22 protein-coding genes are annotated in these 21708 nt (G+C 32.4%); 10 read left to right on the top strand and 12 right to left on the bottom strand.

The annotated features are described in order from the left end of the window. Positions 1 to 34: 34 nt before the first annotated feature. From SIB89_RS13505 to SIB89_RS13495, 3 genes are read left to right on the top strand one after another with little or no spacing between them, the layout of a single operon-like run. Positions 35 to 718 carry a cell division ATP-binding protein FtsE gene (locus tag SIB89_RS13505; protein ID WP_412560191.1) on the top strand — a complete coding sequence of 228 codons (684 nt, stop codon included), beginning with the start codon at positions 35 to 37 and terminating at the stop codon, positions 716 to 718. Positions 719 to 730: 12 nt separating this feature from the next. Continuing rightward, positions 731 to 1594 carry a glycosyltransferase family 2 protein gene (locus tag SIB89_RS13500; protein ID WP_412560190.1) on the top strand — a complete coding sequence of 288 codons (864 nt, stop codon included), beginning with the start codon at positions 731 to 733 and terminating at the stop codon, positions 1592 to 1594. Next, positions 1594 to 2514 carry a glycosyltransferase family 2 protein gene (locus tag SIB89_RS13495; RefSeq protein WP_412560189.1) on the top strand — a complete coding sequence of 307 codons (921 nt, stop codon included), beginning with the start codon at positions 1594 to 1596 and terminating at the stop codon, positions 2512 to 2514. Before SIB89_RS13500 ends, SIB89_RS13495 begins: the two co-directional genes overlap by 1 nt. On the opposite strand, the gene SIB89_RS13490 is transcribed toward SIB89_RS13495, so the two are convergent. Then, the gene (locus tag SIB89_RS13490) at positions 2499 to 2906 is read right to left on the bottom strand and encodes a sugar 3,4-ketoisomerase (protein ID WP_412560188.1); all 408 of its coding nucleotides are present in this window, start codon (positions 2904 to 2906) and stop codon (positions 2499 to 2501) included. The genes SIB89_RS13495 and SIB89_RS13490 overlap by 16 nt on opposite strands. Positions 2907 to 2910: 4 nt before the next feature. Beyond that, positions 2911 to 3999 (bottom strand): glycosyltransferase, encoded by a 1089-nt coding sequence (locus tag SIB89_RS13485; protein WP_412560187.1) that lies wholly within the window; start codon positions 3997 to 3999, stop codon positions 2911 to 2913. A gap of 35 nt (positions 4000 to 4034) precedes the next feature. Between SIB89_RS13485 and SIB89_RS13480 the strand changes: the two genes are divergently transcribed. Continuing rightward, on the top strand, positions 4035 to 5180 hold the full coding sequence (locus SIB89_RS13480) for a glycosyltransferase (protein WP_412560186.1): 1146 nt from the start codon (positions 4035 to 4037) through the stop codon (positions 5178 to 5180). A 4-nt stretch (positions 5181 to 5184) separates the two neighbouring features. Here the strand turns inward: SIB89_RS13480 and SIB89_RS13475 are convergent, their stop codons facing one another. From SIB89_RS13475 to SIB89_RS13450, 6 genes are all read right to left on the bottom strand, one after another. After that, positions 5185 to 6474: an O-antigen translocase gene (locus SIB89_RS13475; RefSeq protein WP_412560185.1), complete on the bottom strand. Its 1290-nt coding sequence runs from the start codon at positions 6472 to 6474 to the stop codon at positions 5185 to 5187. 11 nt (positions 6475 to 6485) lie between these two features. Beyond that, positions 6486 to 7793, bottom strand: a complete 1308-nt coding sequence (locus tag SIB89_RS13470; RefSeq protein ID WP_412560184.1) for an O-antigen translocase — start codon at positions 7791 to 7793, stop codon at positions 6486 to 6488. Further along, entirely contained in the window at positions 7794 to 8918 is a 1125-nt protein-coding gene (locus SIB89_RS13465) for a DegT/DnrJ/EryC1/StrS family aminotransferase (protein ID WP_412560183.1), read from the bottom strand. Continuing rightward, positions 8915 to 9787 carry a GNAT family N-acetyltransferase gene (locus tag SIB89_RS13460; protein ID WP_412560182.1) on the bottom strand — a complete coding sequence of 291 codons (873 nt, stop codon included), beginning with the start codon at positions 9785 to 9787 and terminating at the stop codon, positions 8915 to 8917. Before SIB89_RS13460 ends, SIB89_RS13465 begins: the two co-directional genes overlap by 4 nt. 170 nt (positions 9788 to 9957) lie before the next feature. Next, positions 9958 to 10911, bottom strand: coding sequence for a glycosyltransferase family 2 protein (locus tag SIB89_RS13455; protein WP_412560181.1), 954 nt, complete (start codon positions 10909 to 10911; stop codon positions 9958 to 9960). A 45-nt stretch (positions 10912 to 10956) separates the two neighbouring features. Continuing rightward, positions 10957 to 12723, bottom strand: coding sequence for a hypothetical protein (locus SIB89_RS13450; RefSeq protein WP_412560180.1), 1767 nt, complete (start codon positions 12721 to 12723; stop codon positions 10957 to 10959). A gap of 144 nt (positions 12724 to 12867) precedes the next feature. Here SIB89_RS13450 and SIB89_RS13445 point away from each other — a divergent pair, with 144 nt between their 5' ends. The 3 genes from SIB89_RS13445 (at position 12868) to SIB89_RS13435 (ending at position 16111) form a co-directional block, all read left to right on the top strand. After that, on the top strand, positions 12868 to 13602 hold the full coding sequence (locus SIB89_RS13445; protein ID WP_412560179.1) for a class I SAM-dependent methyltransferase: 735 nt from the start codon (positions 12868 to 12870) through the stop codon (positions 13600 to 13602). A 62-nt stretch (positions 13603 to 13664) separates the two neighbouring features. After that, the gene (locus SIB89_RS13440) at positions 13665 to 14780 is read left to right on the top strand and encodes a hypothetical protein (RefSeq protein ID WP_412560178.1); all 1116 of its coding nucleotides are present in this window, start codon (positions 13665 to 13667) and stop codon (positions 14778 to 14780) included. Between the two features lie 179 nt (positions 14781 to 14959). Then, positions 14960 to 16111, top strand: a complete 1152-nt coding sequence (locus SIB89_RS13435) for a glycosyltransferase family 2 protein (protein ID WP_412560177.1) — start codon at positions 14960 to 14962, stop codon at positions 16109 to 16111. Positions 16112 to 16114: 3 nt separating this feature from the next. Here SIB89_RS13435 and SIB89_RS13430 read toward each other — a convergent pair whose 3' ends face one another. Together SIB89_RS13430 and typA are read right to left on the bottom strand one after the other, a co-directional pair. After that, positions 16115 to 16669: a methyltransferase domain-containing protein gene (locus SIB89_RS13430; RefSeq protein ID WP_412560176.1), complete on the bottom strand. Its 555-nt coding sequence runs from the start codon at positions 16667 to 16669 to the stop codon at positions 16115 to 16117. Positions 16670 to 16763: 94 nt separating this feature from the next. Continuing rightward, on the bottom strand, positions 16764 to 18563 hold the full coding sequence (gene typA, locus SIB89_RS13425; protein WP_412560175.1) for a translational GTPase TypA: 1800 nt from the start codon (positions 18561 to 18563) through the stop codon (positions 16764 to 16766). A 211-nt stretch (positions 18564 to 18774) separates the two neighbouring features. Between typA and SIB89_RS13420 the strand changes: the two genes are divergently transcribed. Next, positions 18775 to 19134, top strand: coding sequence for a hypothetical protein (locus tag SIB89_RS13420; protein ID WP_155088559.1), 360 nt, complete (start codon positions 18775 to 18777; stop codon positions 19132 to 19134). A 45-nt stretch (positions 19135 to 19179) separates the two neighbouring features. Continuing rightward, positions 19180 to 19983, top strand: coding sequence for a 3-deoxy-8-phosphooctulonate synthase (gene kdsA / locus SIB89_RS13415; RefSeq protein WP_412561919.1), 804 nt, complete (start codon positions 19180 to 19182; stop codon positions 19981 to 19983). On the opposite strand, the gene SIB89_RS13410 is transcribed toward kdsA, so the two are convergent. Further along, on the bottom strand, positions 19973 to 20359 hold the full coding sequence (locus SIB89_RS13410) for a DUF1801 domain-containing protein (RefSeq protein ID WP_412560174.1): 387 nt from the start codon (positions 20357 to 20359) through the stop codon (positions 19973 to 19975). The two genes, kdsA and SIB89_RS13410, sit on opposite strands and share 11 nt — an antisense overlap. A 31-nt stretch (positions 20360 to 20390) precedes the next feature. Here SIB89_RS13410 and SIB89_RS13405 point away from each other — a divergent pair, with 31 nt between their 5' ends. Then, positions 20391 to 21329: a transglutaminase domain-containing protein gene (locus SIB89_RS13405; RefSeq protein ID WP_412560173.1), complete on the top strand. Its 939-nt coding sequence runs from the start codon at positions 20391 to 20393 to the stop codon at positions 21327 to 21329. On the opposite strand, the gene SIB89_RS13400 is transcribed toward SIB89_RS13405, so the two are convergent. Then, positions 21326 to 21679, bottom strand: coding sequence for a hypothetical protein (locus tag SIB89_RS13400; RefSeq protein ID WP_155088556.1), 354 nt, complete (start codon positions 21677 to 21679; stop codon positions 21326 to 21328). The genes SIB89_RS13405 and SIB89_RS13400 overlap by 4 nt on opposite strands. Positions 21680 to 21708 lie beyond the last annotated feature (29 nt).

Raw genomic sequence — 21708 nt, 5'->3', positions numbered from 1 at the left:
TACATTTACACATACTTAATTTGAAGTAAAAAATATGTCCGAAACGGTTTTACAACTTAAAGATGCTACGATTTACCAAGGTGATAGCATGGTACTTGCCAATATTAATTTTGAAATGGAAAAAGGAGATTTTGTTTATCTCATTGGTAAAACGGGAAGCGGCAAAAGTAGTTTTATGAAAACCCTTTATGGCGATCTAGAACTTACCGAAGGTGAAGGCAATGTCGTAGATTTTAACCTTAGGACCATGAAGGAAAAAGACATTCCGTTTTTACGTAGAAAATTGGGTATTGTATTTCAGGATTTTAAGCTTTTACCAGACCGAACTATAAACGGTAATCTTGAATTTGTACTTAAGGCAACTGGCTGGAAAGATAAGGACAAGATTAAGGAACGTATCGAAAGTGTTTTGGATAAAGTTGCCATGAAAACTAAAGGATTTAAGTTCCCTCATGAACTTTCTGGCGGAGAACAACAACGTATTGCCATTGCACGTGCGTTACTTAACGATCCTGAATTGATATTAGCAGATGAGCCAACAGGTAACCTTGACCCACAGACAAGTATTGAGGTTATGAAAGTATTACAAGACATTAATAAAAATGGAAATACTATTTTGATGGCAACACACGATTATGCTTTGCTTTTAAAATACCCGAGTAAAACCTTAAAGTGTGATGAAAACAAGGTTTTTGAGGTAGTGCAACGTAAGAACTAATCTTTACAAATCATGCTATCTATACTGATACCAGTATATAATTACAATATTCTTCCCTTAGTTGAAGAAGTACATGCACAGGCTATAAAATGTCATATTAAGTTTGAAATTATTGTAATTGATGATGCATCAGATATTAGATTTGATAGTACTGAAAAAATACAGGCATTTTCTAATGTTAAGTTAATCTTCCTGAAAAAAAATATTGGACGTAGTGCCATAAGGAATCTGTTAGCTGATAAAGCACAATATAATACTCTTCTTTTTATAGATGCTGGCACATTTCCTAAATCAAAAGAATACATCGCTTCCTATATCGAGCACAAAGAAAAAGATGTGGTAATTGGTGGAATGATTGAAGAAAAGGTCGCAGCCAAAAAACCGTATAAACTCAGATGGATATACACAAGAGAGAGAGAATCCTACAAGAATAACAAGATATTTTCTTCGGCTAATTTTTTAATAAAGAAACCCTTAATTCTCAAGTACCCATTTAATGAAACCATAAAAACCTATGGTTATGAAGATCTATTATTTTTTAATACTTTAAAAGCAGAAGGCATAAAACCTAGTTTTATCGATAATCCCGTTATTCACGATAGTAAAGAAGATGCGGATACTTTTATAAAAAAGACAGAACAAGGTTTGCAGAATTTGCATCATCTGGCAAAAACTAATGAAAATCTTATAAAAGACAGCTCTGTTGTTAAATATTCAAATAAAATTAATTCTCTAAAACTTAGTGGACTCGTTATAATGTTATTTATCCTTACAAAACCTTTATTATTAAAAAACTTAAAATCGTCCTTTCCATCCATGCGTTTATTCGATTTTTATAAGTTGGGTTACTTTTGTAAACTAAAACAAAAACGTTAGTGTCTTTTTTTTCAGTTGTCATAACGGTATACAATAAAGCGGATTTTATAAAAAATACGCTGAACAGTGTGCTAAACCAATCATTTAAAGATTTAGAGATTATTGTAGTCAATGATGGCTCTACAGATGAAAGCGAGACTATTATTAATTCATTCAATGACACTCGGATTAGACTTATAACGACTGAGAACCAAGGTGCATCTATTGCTAGAAACACCGGAATTAAAGCGGCTAAATACAATTATATAGCATTATTGGATGGGGATGATATTTGGGATAAAGAATATCTCAAAACGATACATACAGCTATTTTAAAATTTCCTGAACACAAAATTTTTGCTACAGCCATTTCCCAAAAATATGAACATAAGACTGTTCCTGTATCATATAATTTTGAGCAATCAGAGCTTTACAAGAGTTACAATTATTTTGAAGCCAGTCAAAAATATTCATTACTTACGAGTTCTAGTGTAGTGTTTCACAAATCAATATTAGAAAAAATAGGGTATTTTGATCCTTTAATCATTTCGGGTCAAGATACAGATATGTGGATTCGTTTTGGTTTACATTATGATATACTATTTATTAACAAACAACTAGTAATCTATAACTATAGCCCTTCGAGTCTTTCTAACACTACTTTTGGATTAGATAAAAAACCTAAATATGATAAGCACCTTAAAGAAGAACAGAACAACAAATACATAAAAGCTTACTTAGATCGTAATCGTTATTCTATGGCTATTTTAAGCAAACTTCAAAGTGATAATAAAAGCTTCAACTATTATAAATCTCATATAGATATCAATACACTAAGTACTCGGAAGAATTTGTTATTAAAAAGTCCTAAATGGCTTCTCAAACTATTGATAAAATTAAAATCATTAAAAGGAGAAAAGGTTTATTATCCCATAGATTGATTTTTAAAGGTTTTGTACTCTCTAATATACTCATCTTCGTTGTAAGTGGTAGAAGCCAAAACCAAGCAAACCGCACCTGAAGAAAAATTATCAATTTCGCGCCAGATATTTGTAGGTATATACAAACCCTGTGTTGGTTTGTTAAGCATAATCCGTTTACGCGATTTACCATCATCTATAATCACTTCAAAGCTTCCGCTTAATGCAATAATTACAGACTCTTGTTCTTTATGCGCATGACCTCCTCTGTAGCTATCACTAGGAACATCATATAAATAGTATACCCGTTTTATAGCAAACGGAACAACTTCTTTTTCAATAACCGCAAGCGAACCGCGCTCATCGTGTACTTTAGGTATTTCAATAATTTTACTATCTCCTATCGTTTTCATTCAATTACTCCAATAATTTTTTCCATTGTTGACCAATTTCCGCTTTCGAAAACTTTTCAACGCTAGCTCTTGCATTAGACTTACAATGTAAGTATAAATCTTTATCCTCTAGCATTCTGTTCATGGCATTTGCCAAAACTTCGATATTATGATTTTCAACTAAAAGCCCATTTTGATCGTTGATAATAATTTCATCTGGACCAGATTTACAATCTACAGAAATTACTGGTACACCAAGAGCGAGAGACTCTACCAAAACTCTTGGAAAGCCTTCATACCTACTTGTTAAGACCGTAAAATATGCAGACTCAACCAAATCATAAGGATTTTCCTTAAAGCCTAAAAATTCAACATAAGGCTCCAAATTTAGATCATCGGTTTTCCTTTGCAACATTTCTTTATCTTTTCCATTTCCTAATATTTTTAGCTTTATACCTGTTTGAGGCAGTCTTGATTGAGAATAAGCTTCTAACAATAAAGAAACGTTTTTTACAGCATCATCTAATCGCCCATAAAAGAGGGCATAACTACCTGTTTTTGATTTTTCGGTTTTTCGGCTTTCATAATTTTCTACAACCGGATTATGTATTACTTCTAAATTTTTGAAATTATAACTCCCCTTAAGTTTATCACATATAGCATGAGAAACTGCAACAATCTTAAATGCAGAGCCGTACAAAACCTTCCCGATAAAATGGTTTGGATTAATGTATGCCTCTGTTTTGTAACTGCGAATACAATAAATCGTTCTTTTTGCATTGTAAACCCATTTAGATATAACAAACTCTTTGAACAATCCTATTCGAGTTCTATTATCAATAACATAATCAAAGTTATTTTCCTTAAGGTAATTCTTAAAAACCAGTAATCGCTTTAGCCTCCCCAAACTAGAGTGATCTTTGGATTTTAGCTTACCCAAATTGAGCAGTTCCCCTTTGTATGGATAGTCTATTCTGTCTATTACCGAAACAATATGAACATCATAACCTAAATCAAATAATAATTCAGATAATAAAGCAGAAGAGCGTTCTGCACCACCAGCACCTAAAGAAGAAACTACAATACATATTTTTTTAGGGTTGGATTTGATCATTAAAAATTATCTTTGAAGCAAATGTAATCATATAAATGAAAATTTTATTGGTTGGCGAATATAGCAGGCTTCATAATTCGTTAAAGGAAGGTCTATTGCGATTGAACCATGATGTCACCATCGTTGCATCTTTTGACGGGTTTAAAAAGTACAATGTTGATTTACTGATTGAGAAAAGATATCAGACAGGGCTCAAACAAAAGATTAAAAACTTATTATATCTCATTAGTGGTATTGATCTTGAATCCATTAACATAAAAAGCCAAGTTAAAAGGTTGCAACCGCAGCTGAGCAATTATGATGTTGTACAGTTTATTAACGAAGCTCCTTTTGGTTGTACTGCAAAAATCGAAAAGGATATTTTTGATTTAATCTCTTCATGGAATAATAATATTTACCTGTTATCATGCGGCACAGACTTTATAAGTGTTTCATATGCCAATGCCGATAAACTAAGATATTCAATCTTAACACCTTATAAAAACGGAAAGGATAGAACTTTTATTAGTGCCTATGGCCTTAAATTTTTGAAGCCTGAATTTAAAAAGCTTCATAAACACATTTATGAAAATATCAATGGTGTTATTGCCTCAGACATAGATTATCATTTACCATTGAAAAACCATCCAAAATATTTAGGACTAATACCAAATCCTGTAAATACGGATGTTTTAATGTATAAAAGACCAAAGACTGAAGGGAAGATTATTATTTTTCATGGCATTAACTCAAATAATTACTATAAAAAAGGGAATGATATTTTTGAAGAAGCCTTAGAAATCTTAAGTATTAATTATAGTGAACGAATAAAAATCATAACTGTTCAAAGTATACCGTATAAGGATTACATAAAAGCCTTAAATGGAGCTCATATTGTTTTAGACCAAATTTATGCATACGACCAAGGTTACAATGCTCTTGAAGCTATGGCACAAGGTAAGGTTGTGTTTACAGGTGCAGAAAAAGAATGGTCAAATTATTATAACGTTGAAGAAGACACTGTTGCAATCAACGCATTACCTAATGCTACGCATATTGCAAAAAAACTGGAATGGTTAATTAATAACCCTAATAAGATTACTGAAATTTCGAAAAATGCCAGACAATTTATAGAAGAGCACCATAATTATATATCTTCCGCCAAAAACTACTTAAAAACATGGCAAGAAAACAAAGAATAATAGGCTAAGACGGCTTTGATTGTTTATTACTGTAATACAATCTTATAACAAATATCACAATGGCAAAGTATATAATAAAACGTACTAAATGTGCCATTACAACACCTTCTGTACCATAATACTGAATAAATATTTTGGTAAGTACAAAAAATAACACCAATGAAATAATCTCCGTAACAACAAAGCTCTTAACCAATCGTTTTGCTAAAAACTGATGCGCTAATACCAATGCACACAGACGAATAAAATCGCCCAATAACTGCCATTTAAATAAGGGTTCCATTCCTGTAAAATCCGGATAGATAATTTCTATTATTAAATTTCTAAATAGGTAAACCAATAACATACCCAACCCAAAGATTGGCAAAATGGTTTTATAGATACTAAAGACTTCATTTTTAAAATCCGTTTTGTTGTGGATATTTGCAAATTTTGGTATTACATACAGTGTAAACAAGCCTGTTGCAAATACCATGTAGTTTTTTGAGATAAAGGTAATCGCTGTCCAATAACCTGCTTCGTTAATATTAATTTCATTGGCTACAGTTGTTCTGATGTTAATTTCTATATAATTGAGTAGAAATGCAGAGACAAACGACATTAGTGTAAATGCCAAAAGTTTGTTCTTATAAATAAGGTTGAATTTTAAACTCTTAAAACTCATATATTCCCTTAATGTTTTGCCAAACACAAAACCTAAAACAACAAGTTGGATCATTGGTGCAATTGCAATTGCGATAATTACACCTTCTAATTTTGACGTATACAGACCTATAAGAATAGCAACCGTAGCTAAGAGATAACTTATAAGTTCAATTTTAGCATACTTCTTATAATCCGAAAGGCCACTAACAATACCATTAATAGTTCTACTAACAGCTATAAAAGGAACAATTACAGCCAATAACTTAAATACATATACAAAGTCATCTGACTTAAAAAGATAATTAGAAAAATAGCTTGACCCAATAAACAAGATTAAAGCAGAAACAACAGAACCGATGATAACAAAAATCGTTGCCGTAGAAAAAAGCTTAGCAAGTTCTGGCTTATCTTCCTTATACTCAGCTACATATTTTACCACACCACTAAAGATTCCCATAGTAGATGTGCTGGTAAGCATCACCATAACGTTTCTAACTTGTCCTATACTAGCAATACCAGCTTCACCAACTGTAATTGCTAATAAGCGTTGAATAAATACAGAAACAACAAGCCTAATAGTTATAACTACAGCGTTAAGCGATGTAATCTTAAGAACTGTATTACCACTAAAAAATTTAGGAAGTTTCACGAGTTACTGTTTTAAAAGTCATCTGTTCCTTTGTCATTGATTACACCAAACAGAGAACTGCCAAAAATGAGCAATATAATCCCAAAATGCATAAAATAGCTCAGACAATGTCCCATAACTGCACCTTTTAACCCAAAGATATCAATGAGGTAAACACTAGACACATACATTATAATGAATAAAAACACTTCGATGATAATAAAATGGGCAAACATCTTTTTGGCCAAAAATTGATAAGCTATAACCATGGACATTACACGAATAAAATCACCTAAAATTTGATATCCAAATAAGTCTTCTACAGGTCTAAACTCTTCGGTGAACAAAAGATTTACCAACAGGCTTCTACTTAAATAAATAATACCTAGCAGAACTGCAAAGATTGGAAGCACAGTCTTATAAAAACTAAATACCTCTTTTCTAAATTCCTCACGTGTATTAATTTCTGAAAAACGAGGTAAAATATAGAGCGCCATCAACGAATTTATAAACATTAAATAATAATCCGACACGCGCGTTACGGCTGTCCAATAACCGGCTTCCTTAATACCAATTTCAGCAATGAGATAGTTTCTGATTATGATATAAACAATTGGTAATGCTATTGAAGACACCAATGCCATGATCATAAAAGGGCTTAAATTTTTGAGTACAGAAAATTTAATGTTAGTAATGTTTATGCTAGACATAAAGCTTTTCCTAAATGCAATACCCACAATGGTAATCAACAGACTCAATGCTGGTGTAATAACAACAGCAATCAATGCACCATCAATGTTTTCTTGTTTAATTAAAAGCAACGTGACTAACAGTCCCAAAATCTGACCAATAATATTGATGACCAATAAGATTCTATACTTAGAAAAGCCATTCATTATTGAGAACACAAACATATTTAAGGCATAGAATGGCAAAACAAGAGCCATGGTCTCAATAACGTAAGTATAGTTATTGTTTAGAAATATTAAACCGTTAATATATTCGGCATTATAATAACATAGAAACGCTAAAAGAATTGACGAAAAAAAGCCAAAATAAAAGACTGTAGATAATGTGCTCGTAAGCTCAGTAAAATTGTTCTTGCACTTATCTATTAGTTTAACAACACCATCATAAAGACCTGCTATGGCAATAGATTGTATGGTGCTCAAAAAATTTCTTAGATTTCCAATAAGGGCCATACCCTCCGGACCAATAAAAATGGCGATAAACTTAGTAATAATTATACCTGCAATAATCTTAATACTAATATTGGCAGTATTTAAGTTGGCTGCCTTTATCAGAACTTTATTGTTTATGTAATAGAAAAACTTTTTCAATTAGTAAGTATTAAGAACTTTAATTACAGTTTGCACCTCTTTATCAGTTATAATTGGGCTTATAGGCAAACTTATAATTCTTTTATGGATTTGCTCAGTAATAGGCAGATTTAAATGAGAAAATCGATGAAGTGCTTTTTGCTTATGTGGTGGAATAGGATAATGGATTAACCATTCAATATTATTTTGGTTTAAGAATTTTATAAAATCTTCTCTATCGTCTACTACGACCACAAATGCATAAAAGACATGGCTATCTGTCCCGTTATAAAATGGCAGTTGTATTTTAGAGTTATCAATTTCATTAATATATTGCTTTGCAATAGTTCTTCTTTTTTGATTATCTACATCTAAAGACTTTAGTTTTACACTCAAAAAAGCAGCTTGTAGATCATCCAATCTACTATTAAAGCCAATGATTTCATGGCTATATTTCACACTGCTACCATAATTTCTCAACAAAGCAATGGCATCGTATAAATCCGAATCGTTTGTTGTCACAGCACCACCATCTCCCAAAGCTCCTAAATTTTTACTCGGATAAAAACTAAAGGCAGCGGCATGCCCTAAGTTACCAGCTTTTATAGTTTTGGAATTTAGTTTTTGATTTTTGGAAATTGCCACTGCACCATGCGCCTGGGCCGCATCTTCAATTAACAACAAATTGTGCTTCTCAGATAGTAGCTTTAGGCTTTCAATATCAGCTAACTGACCATATAGGTGTACCATAATAATTGCCTTGACATCTTTCGTTATAGCTATTTCTGTTTCCTCAACTGAAAGATTGTAAGTCTCAGGATTAGGTTCTACTAAAACGGGTTCTAAATCCGCGTGTAGCACTGATAGAATTGTAGCGATAAACGTATTGGCTGGCACTATAACCTTATCACCCTTATTGAGTTTTCCAATTTCTATATAGCCTTTTAATATTAGTGTCAGTGCATCTAACCCACTTGCTGTACCCACACAGTATTCTGTACCACAGTAATGGGCAAACTCATTTTCGAACTTTGAAACATTATCTCCTAATATAAAATGGGAAGCATCCAACGAGCTACTGAACGAGGCTTCTAGTTCATCGTGAAATCTATTGTTTATTTTATGAAGATCTAAAAACTTAATCATATAAAAACATCCTCTAAAAGTTTATAGTTTTCTGTTTCAATATTGTAAAACGCTTGGGTTATTGAACGCGCACCAAAACCTTCTTTCCAGAATTGAAGTCCTTGATTTATTTTTTGTCCGGATTCGATATTAGACGTTCCAAAACTGAAATATTTTTTGTCCATATAAACATTATCCAATAAATGAATATGCAAAAAATCTAAGCTACCCAATTCATTCTTATCAGAATTTCCTGAAATATATTGACAATGTGCAACATTTTCGGTTTCAAAAATTGTGGTACCACCAACGAGCTCATCATTATAGAACACATTGAATTGCCTTATATTTTTTGGGAATCTAGACTTTAAAAGACCTATTTCCTCTAGACTATGGACAGGCTCCACACCGTGTTTTGATTTTAAATTGGGAATTAAAATAGTATTCCAAAAGTCATCAAAACTATCCGTTTCTTTTACTATTAGGTTGTGCTTCTGTCCTCTTTTTAAACCCTCTTTTCTGCTATTGGAATAAGACTTAAATTGTAAATCTACTACAGAATGCATATCGGTTCTTACCAATTTGGCCTGAGTTTTAAAACATAAATAAGTTAAAGGGTTGTTAGTAGTGTTATGCAAATAAATGTTCGGGATTTCCTTTAGAATAAACCTGACAATATCATTTTCATTTAGAAATTTTAATATTGCTTTAAAGGTCTCAATAATCTCTTCAGATTTTAAATCTTTTTTGTAAATCAATCCACTATAACTCAAGCCTTGGTGGGAGTACACCTCATTACCAGTCCTATTGGCTGGCAAAAGCGCTACTAACTTATCCTTTTTATATATCATAAAAGAATAATCCTCGAATCTATCACTATGATAATCCATAAAATCCCTATGAAAGAGAAAAGTGTCTTGGTTACTTATAGAGACGAAATTATCCCAGATGCTTTTACAAGTAAATGTATATGTTTTAACCGTGTAAATAGTTTCAAAAATTTAGAATTCACTTGGTGTGAAAGTACAAATTTTAAAGTATTTACCTAAAAGATATAAGCTTATGAATTGTTATTTTCCTCAACACTGATGTTAGTAGAATCTAAGATATATAACGGCCGTCCTTTTACATTAGAATTAATTCTGCTGATATATTCACCTATTACACCAATTGAAAGCAGCTGGATTCCACCAATAAATGCAGTACTTATGAGCAATGACGTCCAACCTGTAATGGTCACTTGGAGAATGTAGTGAGAAAAGACGGCATAAATAATCAAAAGGAAAGAGAAAATTGAAATTACAAAACCCAATCGACTAACAAATAAAAGTGGTTTATCTGAAAAACCCGTAATACCATCAAAAGCTAATCGTAACATTTTACCATAAGAATAACCACTCTTACCATGCTTCCTGGTATCCCTATTAAAAAACACATGAGTTTGTTTAAAGCCTAGCCAAGCTATTTGGGCTCTTAAAAACTTATTCTGCTCAGGCATTTTGTTAATAGCCTTGACAACTTTTCTTGAAATCAATCTAAAATCACCTGCATCTAATGGAATGTCAAAAGACACCCATCGTTTTAATAATCTATAGTAAAGTTTTGCCGTGAATTTTTTAAGAAAAGATTCACCCTCTCGTTTATTTCGTTTTGCATATACTACATCAAAACCTTCGGTATACTTTGTATACAATTCTGAAATTAATTCCGGAGGGTCTTGTAAATCTGCATCTATAATAACGGTACATTCTGCATCGCAATGCTCTAAGCCAGCCGAGACCGCTATTTGATGGCCGAAATTCCTACTAAGACTGAGATAAAATACCTTAGGGTTATCTTCAGCTATGGATAAAATTTTAATTAAAGAATCATCTTTACTACCATCGTTCACAAATATAATCTGATAACTATCTGTTATAGATCCAAGCGTTTTTTTTATTCTATCATATAGCTCCGAGAGGTTCTCAGCTTCATTATAAACAGGAATTATTACAGATATAATATTATTTGCCATTGTATCGATTAAGTATATGTGCTAAGATAAAAGAAATCAGTCAACTCAATTATTTGCCCTATCTGATTTGTATATACTGAAATAATTATCACTCCAAACTTCTTCGTAATAGTTTCTTTTTAAAAAATCATTCATTAACTCTATGGATTTTCTTCCGTGCAAAATGGAATTGTTTTTTTCAGGGACCATATAGTCTGGTATTGGTTCAGAAAATTCAATAATTGTTTCAAACTTTTGAACAACCACTATTGGCAATTCATCTATTTCAGTTTCAGCTTTTTCTATTTTCTTTTTAAAAGAATAATGATCATAGATTCCAGGCCAAGGATTATAAGTATATGGTAATGTACTAGTTAAATAATGCACCATAGGTATATGATCATAGGCGAATAGATAATCACCAGGTTCTACATAATGCTCTAAATTTGCTAATAAGTTGTTTACTATTTTTGCTCTGACTTCAGTAGTATAAATGTACTTTGCTTTTTTGCTATTTATTGCAAAAGTCTTATCCAACCGACTACCACTGTCAAAATATGCACCGTTAGAAATATTATAAGCTTTAAAGGTTAAAAAAGAAATTGTTAAAGCGTACACTAATAGTTTTGAAACTGCCAATGACTTCTTTTCAGCGTTAAAGTCTTGTTTGGTCAATTCCGTTGATGACATAATCTTTTTAACTATAATCTGAAGTACAAAATAGAACAATGGAAAACCTAGCCATATCGTCATATAGCCACTATTTTTTATACCACCTCCAGAGCCCAAGGTCATTGTAGCAAGCATTATAAATGCCATAAGGGCAATTATTCTAATTTCCGTATTGAATCTTTTTGAAGACAAAGTCCAAATTGAACCTATATAAGCCAGTGTATAAATTGAAAAGATACCATTTCTCTGAAACCAATACACTAACAAGCCACCAAAAAACATGGCTATTAAATACAATAAATACTTGCGTCTTTTTACAATTATTAATGTAATGGTGGTTATTAAAAATAGTCCTGCAAATTGAAAAAAGGCGATTACTATGTTATAATGATTATAATATTGTGCCTTAATCACCGATTTAAAATTATGTGCACTGCCCTCCGTGTTACCAACATCCATCATCGTAAAAAGTGCATTTTCCATAACGTGAAGCTGTCCGCTAATAGAAAGAAAGAGATAAACGAAGAAAAAACCTAAAAACACACCTAAAACTGAAAACCCAATTGGTTTTAACATCGATTTATATTCTACATTTTCTAAGTAGAAATAAACGGGAATACCCAGGAAAAGACTAATTAAAATAAAGTTAGGAAGTCGAGTCATTCCGTTTAAGACGAAAATAAATCCAACTATGATTAACAACTTATATTTTTGATTCAATAGTCCTTTACTCAAAAAATAGACCATCAATACCGTTAAAAGAGATGTGATTTGGTTATGGTAAAAGGTTAAAAAACCATAATCGTTAACAAATAGCACCATTAAGAGACTAAAAATCAAGAATGGTCTAGGCATGTATTTTTTTAGAATCTCAAAACTCAAGATAAACGTTGACGTGTTCGTAACAACACCCAAGACTCTAAACCAAATAATACCTCCGTCTTCATTAAGTTGGTGCCAGAGACCACCCAACACACCTGAAAACCAATATAGAAAATTATATTCCACACTTTCAGGGTTAGAAAATATCTGCTGATAAAAAGTTAACACAAATCCATCGTCACAAATATCAAACCCTTGAAACATAAGAATAACCTGTATGAATACAATAATGACAATTGTAACATATAGATCATTTTTAAGAAAACGTGTCATTTTCATTCCTATAAGTTTATTGCTAATATAAGTTTAAGCATCAAGAATTAAGATTTACAACCATTGCCATATACATTATCTAAATTTTAATGCTAAAAAAATATGCTATAAGAAATCTGTTTATGATATTTACATATTCTACCCAATTCAATGGATAAAGACTACGAAAAAAAATACCACGAGTTAGAAGATTCTCATTTCTGGTTCAAATCTAGAAGAAATTTTATTATTCAATTACTGAAAAACGAAAATAAGAACAGTAAAATTCTTGATGTAGGATGCTCCTCTGGTTTATTATTAATGGAATTGGTGAAAAACGGTTTCGACAAAAAGAATTTATATGGTATTGATATCAGTGAAGAAGCCATAGAAAATTGCCGTAAAAATAACCTCAATAACTGTTTTGTAATGTCAGGTGAAAACATTGCACTAAATCAAGATTTTGATATTATAATAGCATCAGACTGTCTAGAACACATTGAAAATGACAATGATGCTTTAAAAAATTGGAAGCAAAACCTTAAAGAAAATGGTAAACTCTATGTTTTCGTACCAGCATTTATGAGTTTGTGGAGTAACCATGATGTCGTTAATATGCATTTTAGAAGGTATACCGAAAATCAACTTACTAAAATGGCCATAAAATGTCATCTAAAGATTAAAAAATCTGGATATTGGAACATAACTTTATTTATTCCACTGTATATAATCAGAAAAATAAACAAGCTTTTCTTAACCAAGAAGCTAAAACAAACTAAGGGCGACCTTTATCATATTGGAGTGTTAAACAAACCCCTTTTAATGTTATTAAACTTGGAAAATAAAATATTAAAATATTTCAAATTTCCTTTTGGCATTAGCACCTATATTATTGCAGAGAAATAAAAAACTAAGAATTTTAACCCAATACTTTTTTCTATTTTTACATTTAAGTTTTAAGCCCTACAATGCTCAGATTCAATTACAAAAACCCAGGCCCAGAAAAATATTTATTACTCGTGGCCTACCTAATTGTAGTTCTATATTGCTTATACAATGAACCCATTTATTCTCCAGACACCTACAGCTATCTAAATGCGATGCCCTTTAGGCAAATGGGTTATGTGATTTTTTTTAAGGTTTTTAGTACCGTTTTTGGAACTTATTTTGATGTTGCCGTTGTTGCTTTTCATGCTGTATTTAGTCTTTTTGGTGTCCACTATTTTTTCACAAGGATCTCTAGACTATTTCAACTCAATAATCTTTCAAAGCTTCCCTTACTCATCATATTGCTCTTTCCCTTTTTCCCACCATTGAGCATTGCCAATAACCTATGTTCTGAAGGTTTAGGATATGGACTATACCTTTTATTCATAGCATTAGGTATGGAAGTTCTATTTAACAAAAAGGGTCATTATATTAAGTATTATTTAATTGCTTATCTCCTTCTGGTTTCCATTAGAAGTCAATTCATTATTTCCACGCTTATTTTCGCTGTTACTTATTTTTTGATGTACAGAAAAGAAATATTCCAAAAAAAACATCTTTTAAATGTATTAATGTTTTGTGGTATAATGCTCATTGCCAGCCTTTCCGAAAGAACATACCACAAACTTAAAGATGGGTTCTTTAAACCTACACCTCTAGGATATACTAGCGCTTCTACCGCTCCAATTTATCTTTCAGCCAATGACGATTACAAACTCTTCAAAAACAAAGACTATCAGGAAATTTTAAAAACAAGTTACGATACTTTGGCACATAAGAATCTATTGCCAAAACCAGATTACTCTACGCAAGAATCTTATAAATTTTTTCATGATAATTTGCCTAAAATATGTAATCAAACCGTTAGGGTAATAGGTACGTCGTACTATTTTAATCAGCCAGAAATTAAAAACTGGGATACAAGCAAAAAATCTGCTTATTCCTTTTTTAAAACTGAAGAAGCCTGTAAAGCATTTACCAAGGTTTTAATTTTAAACAACTTTAAGGAGTGGTTGAAATTATTTTACGCAAACCTTACATATGGTTTTAAATCCCAATTATTGCTTTGGTTTGTAGTTATAATGTTTTTTTTATAGCCTTATAAAAACATTTCTTAACCATAGAAAGAAATATGCCATCATATTTCTTTTATCGTCTCTAATACTATCTAATGCTATGTTTATTGCTTTTGCAGTACATTCCATACAACGCTATCTGTTTTATAATTATGCTTTAATATTTTTGTTGTTTATTAGCATCTACAACCTTACTAAACGTGATCAAAAATCCTGAGCTTTCAATAGTAATGCCATGCCTTAACGAGGCAGAAACCTTAGCTATTTGCATAAAAAAAGTGCAATTATTTTTCAAGGCCAATGATATTAATGGAGAAATTGTTATTGCAGATAATGGTAGTACAGATGGTTCTATTGCTATTGCTGAAAATCTAAATGCTAAAGTTGTACACGCCGCACAAAAAGGCTATGGAAGCGCACTAAAGACAGGTATTGAAACCGCTAGCGGAACTTATATCATTATGGGAGACGCAGACGATAGTTATGATTTTAGCAATCTTATGCCATATCTCAATAAATTGCGCGACGGATTTGATTTGGTAATGGGCAATCGTTTTAAAGGTGGTATTGAAAAGGATGCCATGCCTTTTTTGCACAAATATCTTGGCAATCCTGTATTGTCTTTTATCGGAAAATTGTTCTTTAAAATTAAAATCAATGATTTTCACTGTGGCTTAAGAGGGTTCTCAAAGTCAGCCTATAATAAAATGAATTTAAAAACCTCTGGAATGGAGTTTGCTTCAGAAATGGTGGTAAAATCTAGATTGAACAATTTATCAATTACCGAAGTACCAACAACACTAAAAAAAGATGGACGAAGCCGAAAACCACATTTAAAAACATGGAGCGATGGTTGGAGACATTTGCGTTTTTTAATGCTCTATGCGCCCAATTGGCTTTTTCTCTATCCTGGAATTCTATTGGCTTTAATTGGTTTGATCTTATCCATATTGCTCATCATAAATCCTTTAGAGTTTAGTGGAATTACACTAGACGTACACACATTATTATATACATCTGCATTTCTATTGGTAGGTTTTCAATTCATTATATTTTATGGTCTAACCAAGATTTTTGCTGTAGAAAATGAGTTGTTACCGAAGTCTAAACGTTATAACAAACTTTTTAAAATCATTAACCTTGAGAAAGGTTTAATTATCGGTTTTTGCCTTCTGCTTATTGGTCTGTTTTTGAGCTTTAAAGGCTTGTCCGTTTGGAGTGATACAAATTATGGATCATTGGATACGAGCACAACCTTACGAATTATTATACCTGCAATAACTTTGCTACAACTCGGTATTCAAACCATTCTGTTTAGTTTGTTTTTTAGTGTCTTAGGCTTAAAAAAATAACGCTTAGCCTATTTTCTCAAAAACAAACAAATTATTTAAACCAAGTTGAAATGTGCGATGGTTCAATAATTTAAATTGATTTTTGTCAAACAATTTGGGTGTGTCTTTTGCCTTAAATCCATAATGTTCCTCTAGAGACATGCCATCAATTAATCTCAGTTTAGATAAAACCCAAAGGATATGATCTACAAATGGAGAAGGCACGGTAATAATAATACGTCCTTTAGATTCTAAATACTTATAACAATAGTTACTTAACTTAGATTGTTCTTCTTTTGGAATATGTTCTAACACGGCCAACATTGTAATACAATTAAACTTTTTCCCTTTAGGCAAATCTTCAGGAAATTTACCTTTTAACAATGCATAGTTTTTACCAGTTATTGTCCTTTTTAGCAAAGGGTCTAAACCTAGACTTTCTCCGATGGGCTTCATTGATAATTTTTCAAATAAAGTTGCGTCAAAACACCCAATGTCTAAAACTTTATCACCTTGCTCTACATAGGGTTCAGTTTTTTTAATTCGCCAATCTCTTAAAAATCTATCTAAAAACTTCATTTAAGTTTATTTACCATCAAAATTAGAGAAATAAAAAAAGAGAAATACCGCAAAGCATTTCTCTTTATTTTCTATATGTTACTTTTTTCGAAAGTTAAATCGATTTGTTACGTTTGCGATCTACTTCCTTCAATAATATTTTACGTAATCTCAAGTGGTTCGGCGTCACCTCAACATATTCATCCTTTTGTATATATTCTAAAGCTTCTTCTAATGAAAACTTAATTGCAGGTACAATTTTAGCCTTATCATCTGCTCCAGAAGAACGTACATTACTCAACTTTTTGGTTTTTGTAACATTAACTACCATATCGTCACCACGAGAATTTTCACCAATCACCTGACCTTCATAAATATCTTCACCTGGATCAACGAAAAACTTGCCTCGGTCTTGTAATTTATCAATCGAATAAGGAATAGCTTGACCGTTTTCCATTGAAACTAAAGATCCGTTTTGACGTTCTGGAATACCACCTTTTAACGGTTGATATTCTTTGAAACGGTGTGCCATAATAGCTTCACCAGCAGTTGCTGTTAACAATTGATTACGTAAACCAATAATACCTCTAGAAGGTACAATAAACTGACAAACCATACGGTCACCTTTGGCTTCCATACTTATCATCTCCCCTTTTCGCATCGTAACCATTTCAATAGCTTTACCTGAAACAGTTTCTGGCAAATCAATGGTCATTTCTTCAAAAGGTTCGCATTTTACACCATCTATTTCCTTAATGATTACTTGTGGCTGACCTATCTGAAGTTCATAACCTTCACGACGCATCGTTTCAATTAAAACAGATAAATGCAAAACACCACGACCAAACACCATAAACTTATCTGCACTGTCGGTTTCTTCAACACGCAATGCCAAGTTCTTTTCTAGCTCTTTGGTTAAGCGCTCTTTAATATGACGAGAGGTTACAAACTTACCATCCTTACCAAAGAAAGGCGAATCGTTAATGGTAAATAGCATGCTCATTGTTGGTTCATCAATGGCTATGGTCTTTAACCCTTCAGGATTTTCTAAATCGGCAACGGTATCACCTATTTCAAAACCTTCAAGTCCAACTATAGCACAGATATCTCCAGTTCGTACCTCATCTACTTTTTTACGCCCTAAGCCTTCAAACGTATGTAGTTCTTTAATCCTACTCTTCACAATCGAGCCATCTCTTTTTACTAATGAGATCTGCTGATTAGCCTTTAAATTGCCGCGCGTTAAACGACCGATTGCAATTCTTCCGGTAAATGAAGAGAAATCTAAAGATGTAATCAACATTTGGGTAGTACCTTCTTCAATTTTTGGCTCAGGAATATGTTCTATAACCATATCCAATAATGGCTCGATGTTGTCAGTTTCATCTTGCCAATCCTCACTCATCCAATTGTTCTTTGCAGAACCATAAACGGTTGGGAAATCTAATTGCCATTCTTCTGCACCAAGCTCAAACATAAGATCAAAAACCTTTTCATGTACCTCATCTGGTGTACAGTTTTCCTTATCTACTTTATTGATGACAACGCATGGCTTTAACCCTAAGTCAATAGCTTTCTGCAACACAAAACGCGTTTGTGGCATAGGACCTTCAAAAGCATCCACCAAAAGCAAGACACCATCAGCCATGTTTAAAACACGTTCTACTTCACCTCCAAAATCCGCGTGACCAGGAGTATCTATAATATTAATTTTTGTGTCTTTATAGACTACAGAAACATTCTTCGAAGTAATTGTAATACCACGCTCACGTTCTAAATCATTATTATCTAGAATTAAGTCTCCTGTATTCTCATTTTCACGGAAAAGTTGACAATGGTACATAATCTTATCTACCAAAGTGGTCTTGCCGTGATCGACGTGTGCAATGATTGCAATATTTTTAATCTTGTTCATAATTGGCGCAAAATTTTAAGCGCGCAAAGGTACACCTTATTATCCTCACTTCGTTAATATTATGTTATTATTTAATCCAAATGCAATTTCTATTCGTAATTTTAGTTATAAGATTGATTAATAGTAAAAAGCCTTCCCACAACTAAACAACCGCTAATTGGGCTATTTACACCAGCTTGTCGGCAGACAATCTGATTTAAATAAAAGACAGATGAATACAATTAGCAAATACACCAAATTTATACCTTATCTATATTTTATATCGGTAATAGCCTATTGGTTTACGTACATAAATAGAAGTGAAGGTATTTCGGCATATCCAATATTACTATTTGGCATTCCTTTTTTATGGCAATTGATAAAGCCAAACAGAAACCTTAATTTTTCGTTAGGTATTGTTTTTGTTTGTCTATCATCATACCTCATATTAGCATACTTGTCTAATTTGCTCAACATTGTCAATTGGTCTGAGTCAGCCAAACGCTTATTATTTTATGGCGGAGCTTTAGTTATTGGAAACTTTGTAATGTCGCTTTGGATTATTAGAAACAGTATAAAAAAGGTATTTTAATACTATCTTTGCGACTTAATATTAAGTCTCTAAACTTTGATAACTATTCCGAAATTAAAACACACCGAATCCGATAATTTCTTTTTGCTTTGTGGTCCTTGCGCCATTGAAGGTGAAGATATGGCACTTCGTATTGCTGAAAAAGTCGTTTCCATAACTGACAAACTTGAAATTCCTTATGTATTTAAAGGCAGCTTTAAAAAGGCAAACAGAAGTCGAATTGACAGTTTTACAGGCATAGGCAACGAAAAAGCTTTAAAAATTCTCAGAAAAGTTTCCGAAACTTTTGATGTGCCTACCGTTACCGATATTCATGAAGCTTCTGATGCGGCTATGGCTGCAGAATATGTAGACGTATTGCAGATTCCTGCATTCTTGGTTAGGCAAACTGATTTGGTTGTTGCAGCAGCCGAAACCGGAAAAGTCGTCAATCTAAAAAAAGGGCAATTTATGAGTCCTGAAGCCATGAAACATGCAGTGCAAAAAGTAAAAGATGCTGGTAATGATAAAGCTTGGATTACCGATAGAGGGACGATGTTTGGCTACCAAGACATGATTGTGGATTTTCGCGGCATCCCAACAATGCGTCAATACGCTCCTACGGTTTTAGATGTCACTCACTCTTTACAACAACCTAACCAAAGTATTGGTGTTACAGGTGGACGACCAGACATGATTGAAACTATTGCAAGAGCAGGAGTCATTAATAATGTAGATGGCCTGTTTATTGAAACGCATTTTGATCCGGCTAACGCCAAAAGCGATGGTGCTAATATGCTACATTTAGATAATTTAGAAGGCTTATTGAGTAATTTGGTTGCTATTAGAAAACTTGTTGCTACTTTTTAGAGCGATTAGGTTTTAAAATCAGCTTAAAAGGATTGGTATTAATAGCTAATAATTGTTGAATCACATAAACGACAACCTCATCATCAATGTCTTCAACAGATCTGTAGCGCAACGACATTACTGTTTTGCGGTTTTCCTTAACGTAATGTTCTTTATACTTTTCAAAACGTTCACCATGCCAAAAGGCTAGATCTACATAATCCTTAGATTGGTTTAAATAACATAACGGAATACCATTACAATAATAAAACGGCAATCTCCATTTAAATAATAATTCAGAATTTGGAGCGATAGACTCAACAATGCTTTGCAACTGAAGCAGTATGGATTTATATGGCTCTGGTTGTTTTAATATATAGGCTTCAGCTGGATTCAAAACTGGAATAATTTTTGACTAATTTAGTCATATGAAAACATTCTTACTAGCCCTATTTTTATTTTTGGTTCAGATTAGTTTCGCTCAAGATTATTCGATAGTTGATTCTATAGTAAAAAACTACCCAAAAGATTTTAAGTCGATAGAAAGTTTTGCTGACAAAATCGATTCTGATTTTGATACGGATTTGGAAAAAACCAGAGCAGCCTATTATTGGATTTCCAATAACATCATCTATGATTATAAAAGTGCCAATAGCGTCAGAATTAGTGGATATCATTATAGTGATGATAGTGAACTTGAAAAAATTCAGCTAGAATATTCAGAAAATGTTCTCAAAGAGAAAAAGGCAGTCTGCGAAGGTTATGCCCAATTATTAAAATATGTTTTAGATAAAATAGAAATTAAGTGTGAAGTGATTGATGGCTATGCCAAAACAGATATTAGGGAAATTGGCAAGGTTAAAAATGAAGAAAATCACGCATGGAATGCTGTTTATTTAGATGAGAGGTGGCAACTTATTGATGCAACTTGGTCAACTGGAAATGAAGAAAATAGACAGGATTACTTTGAATTTAATGATTCATATTTTTTAATAAAACCCGAGTATTTAGTATGGAGTCATTTTCCAGATGATAAAAAATGGCAGTTACTAGAAAAACCTATATCAAGCCTAACTTTTTTCTATTCACCAATAATCCATCCAGGATTTTATAATTCAGGTTTGGAGTTATCAAAAATGAAAGGAACGGTTAAATCAAGTCGAACTATTCAAATCTCATTCGATTCGTTAGATACAGATAGAGTTTATTATTATCAATTTACCAATTCCTCTTTAAACCTCGAGCCAATTACATTCATTAAAAAAGGGGATAAACAAATTGCAGAAATACCATATAACTACAAAAATGGTAAAGAGTTAATCATTTATGTTGATTATGACGCCTGTCTCTCCTTTAAAATCATCTAAAACAATTGAATAACACCAATCACTATTAACCCAATTCCAATAATAGCTTTAAAAGGCATTAACTTGGCAGATAACTTTCTCAAACTTGTTTCTAATGCTGGTACTTTACCAAAAGCGTGGGTTAATAACAATATACCCCCTAGAATACTTGCAATATTAAATAATAGCCCATCCCAAAACTCAAGAATAGCAAGAATGATTAAACCAAGACCAATAGCAGTCTGAAATGGTGCTAAAAAGCCTGCGATTTTATTAAAAAAATTGCTTTCACCATCCCATTTATCAAGTGTAGCGAGTCCGAGTAGTATACCACCAGCAAGGTTTGCAATGGCTAAAAGTAATTCTATCATAACGTTCTAAATTTTTATTCTTAAAAACA

It is taken from the genome of Winogradskyella sp. MIT101101, assembly GCF_047126865.1.
In the GTDB taxonomy this organism is placed as follows: domain Bacteria; phylum Bacteroidota; class Bacteroidia; order Flavobacteriales; family Flavobacteriaceae; genus Winogradskyella; species Winogradskyella ouciana.
Note: the sequence above shows the minus strand (reverse complement) of the source record. Positions and strands in the feature narration are given on the sequence as shown.

What these genes read in the sequence shown, in the direction of transcription:
- SIB89_RS13505 (WP_412560191.1), top strand. Translation starts at nt 35, where the DNA reads ATGTCCGAAACGGTTTTACAACTTAAAGATGCTACGATTTACCAAGGT.
- SIB89_RS13500 (WP_412560190.1), top strand. Translation starts at nt 731, where the DNA reads ATGCTATCTATACTGATACCAGTATATAATTACAATATTCTTCCCTTA.
- SIB89_RS13490 (WP_412560188.1), bottom strand. Translation starts at nt 2,906, where the DNA reads ATGAAAACGATAGGAGATAGTAAAATTATTGAAATACCTAAAGTACAC.
- SIB89_RS13485 (WP_412560187.1), bottom strand. Translation starts at nt 3,999, where the DNA reads ATGATCAAATCCAACCCTAAAAAAATATGTATTGTAGTTTCTTCTTTA.
- SIB89_RS13480 (WP_412560186.1), top strand. Translation starts at nt 4,035, where the DNA reads ATGAAAATTTTATTGGTTGGCGAATATAGCAGGCTTCATAATTCGTTA.
- SIB89_RS13465 (WP_412560183.1), bottom strand. Translation starts at nt 8,918, where the DNA reads ATGATTAAGTTTTTAGATCTTCATAAAATAAACAATAGATTTCACGAT.
- SIB89_RS13460 (WP_412560182.1), bottom strand. Translation starts at nt 9,787, where the DNA reads ATGGATTATCATAGTGATAGATTCGAGGATTATTCTTTTATGATATAT.
- SIB89_RS13455 (WP_412560181.1), bottom strand. Translation starts at nt 10,911, where the DNA reads ATGGCAAATAATATTATATCTGTAATAATTCCTGTTTATAATGAAGCT.
- SIB89_RS13450 (WP_412560180.1), bottom strand. Translation starts at nt 12,723, where the DNA reads ATGAAAATGACACGTTTTCTTAAAAATGATCTATATGTTACAATTGTC.
- SIB89_RS13445 (WP_412560179.1), top strand. Translation starts at nt 12,868, where the DNA reads ATGGATAAAGACTACGAAAAAAAATACCACGAGTTAGAAGATTCTCAT.
- SIB89_RS13440 (WP_412560178.1), top strand. Translation starts at nt 13,665, where the DNA reads ATGCTCAGATTCAATTACAAAAACCCAGGCCCAGAAAAATATTTATTA.
- SIB89_RS13430 (WP_412560176.1), bottom strand. Translation starts at nt 16,669, where the DNA reads ATGAAGTTTTTAGATAGATTTTTAAGAGATTGGCGAATTAAAAAAACT.
- typA (WP_412560175.1), bottom strand. Translation starts at nt 18,563, where the DNA reads ATGAACAAGATTAAAAATATTGCAATCATTGCACACGTCGATCACGGC.
- SIB89_RS13420 (WP_155088559.1), top strand. Translation starts at nt 18,775, where the DNA reads ATGAATACAATTAGCAAATACACCAAATTTATACCTTATCTATATTTT.
- SIB89_RS13405 (WP_412560173.1), top strand. Translation starts at nt 20,391, where the DNA reads ATGAAAACATTCTTACTAGCCCTATTTTTATTTTTGGTTCAGATTAGT.
- SIB89_RS13400 (WP_155088556.1), bottom strand. Translation starts at nt 21,679, where the DNA reads ATGATAGAATTACTTTTAGCCATTGCAAACCTTGCTGGTGGTATACTA.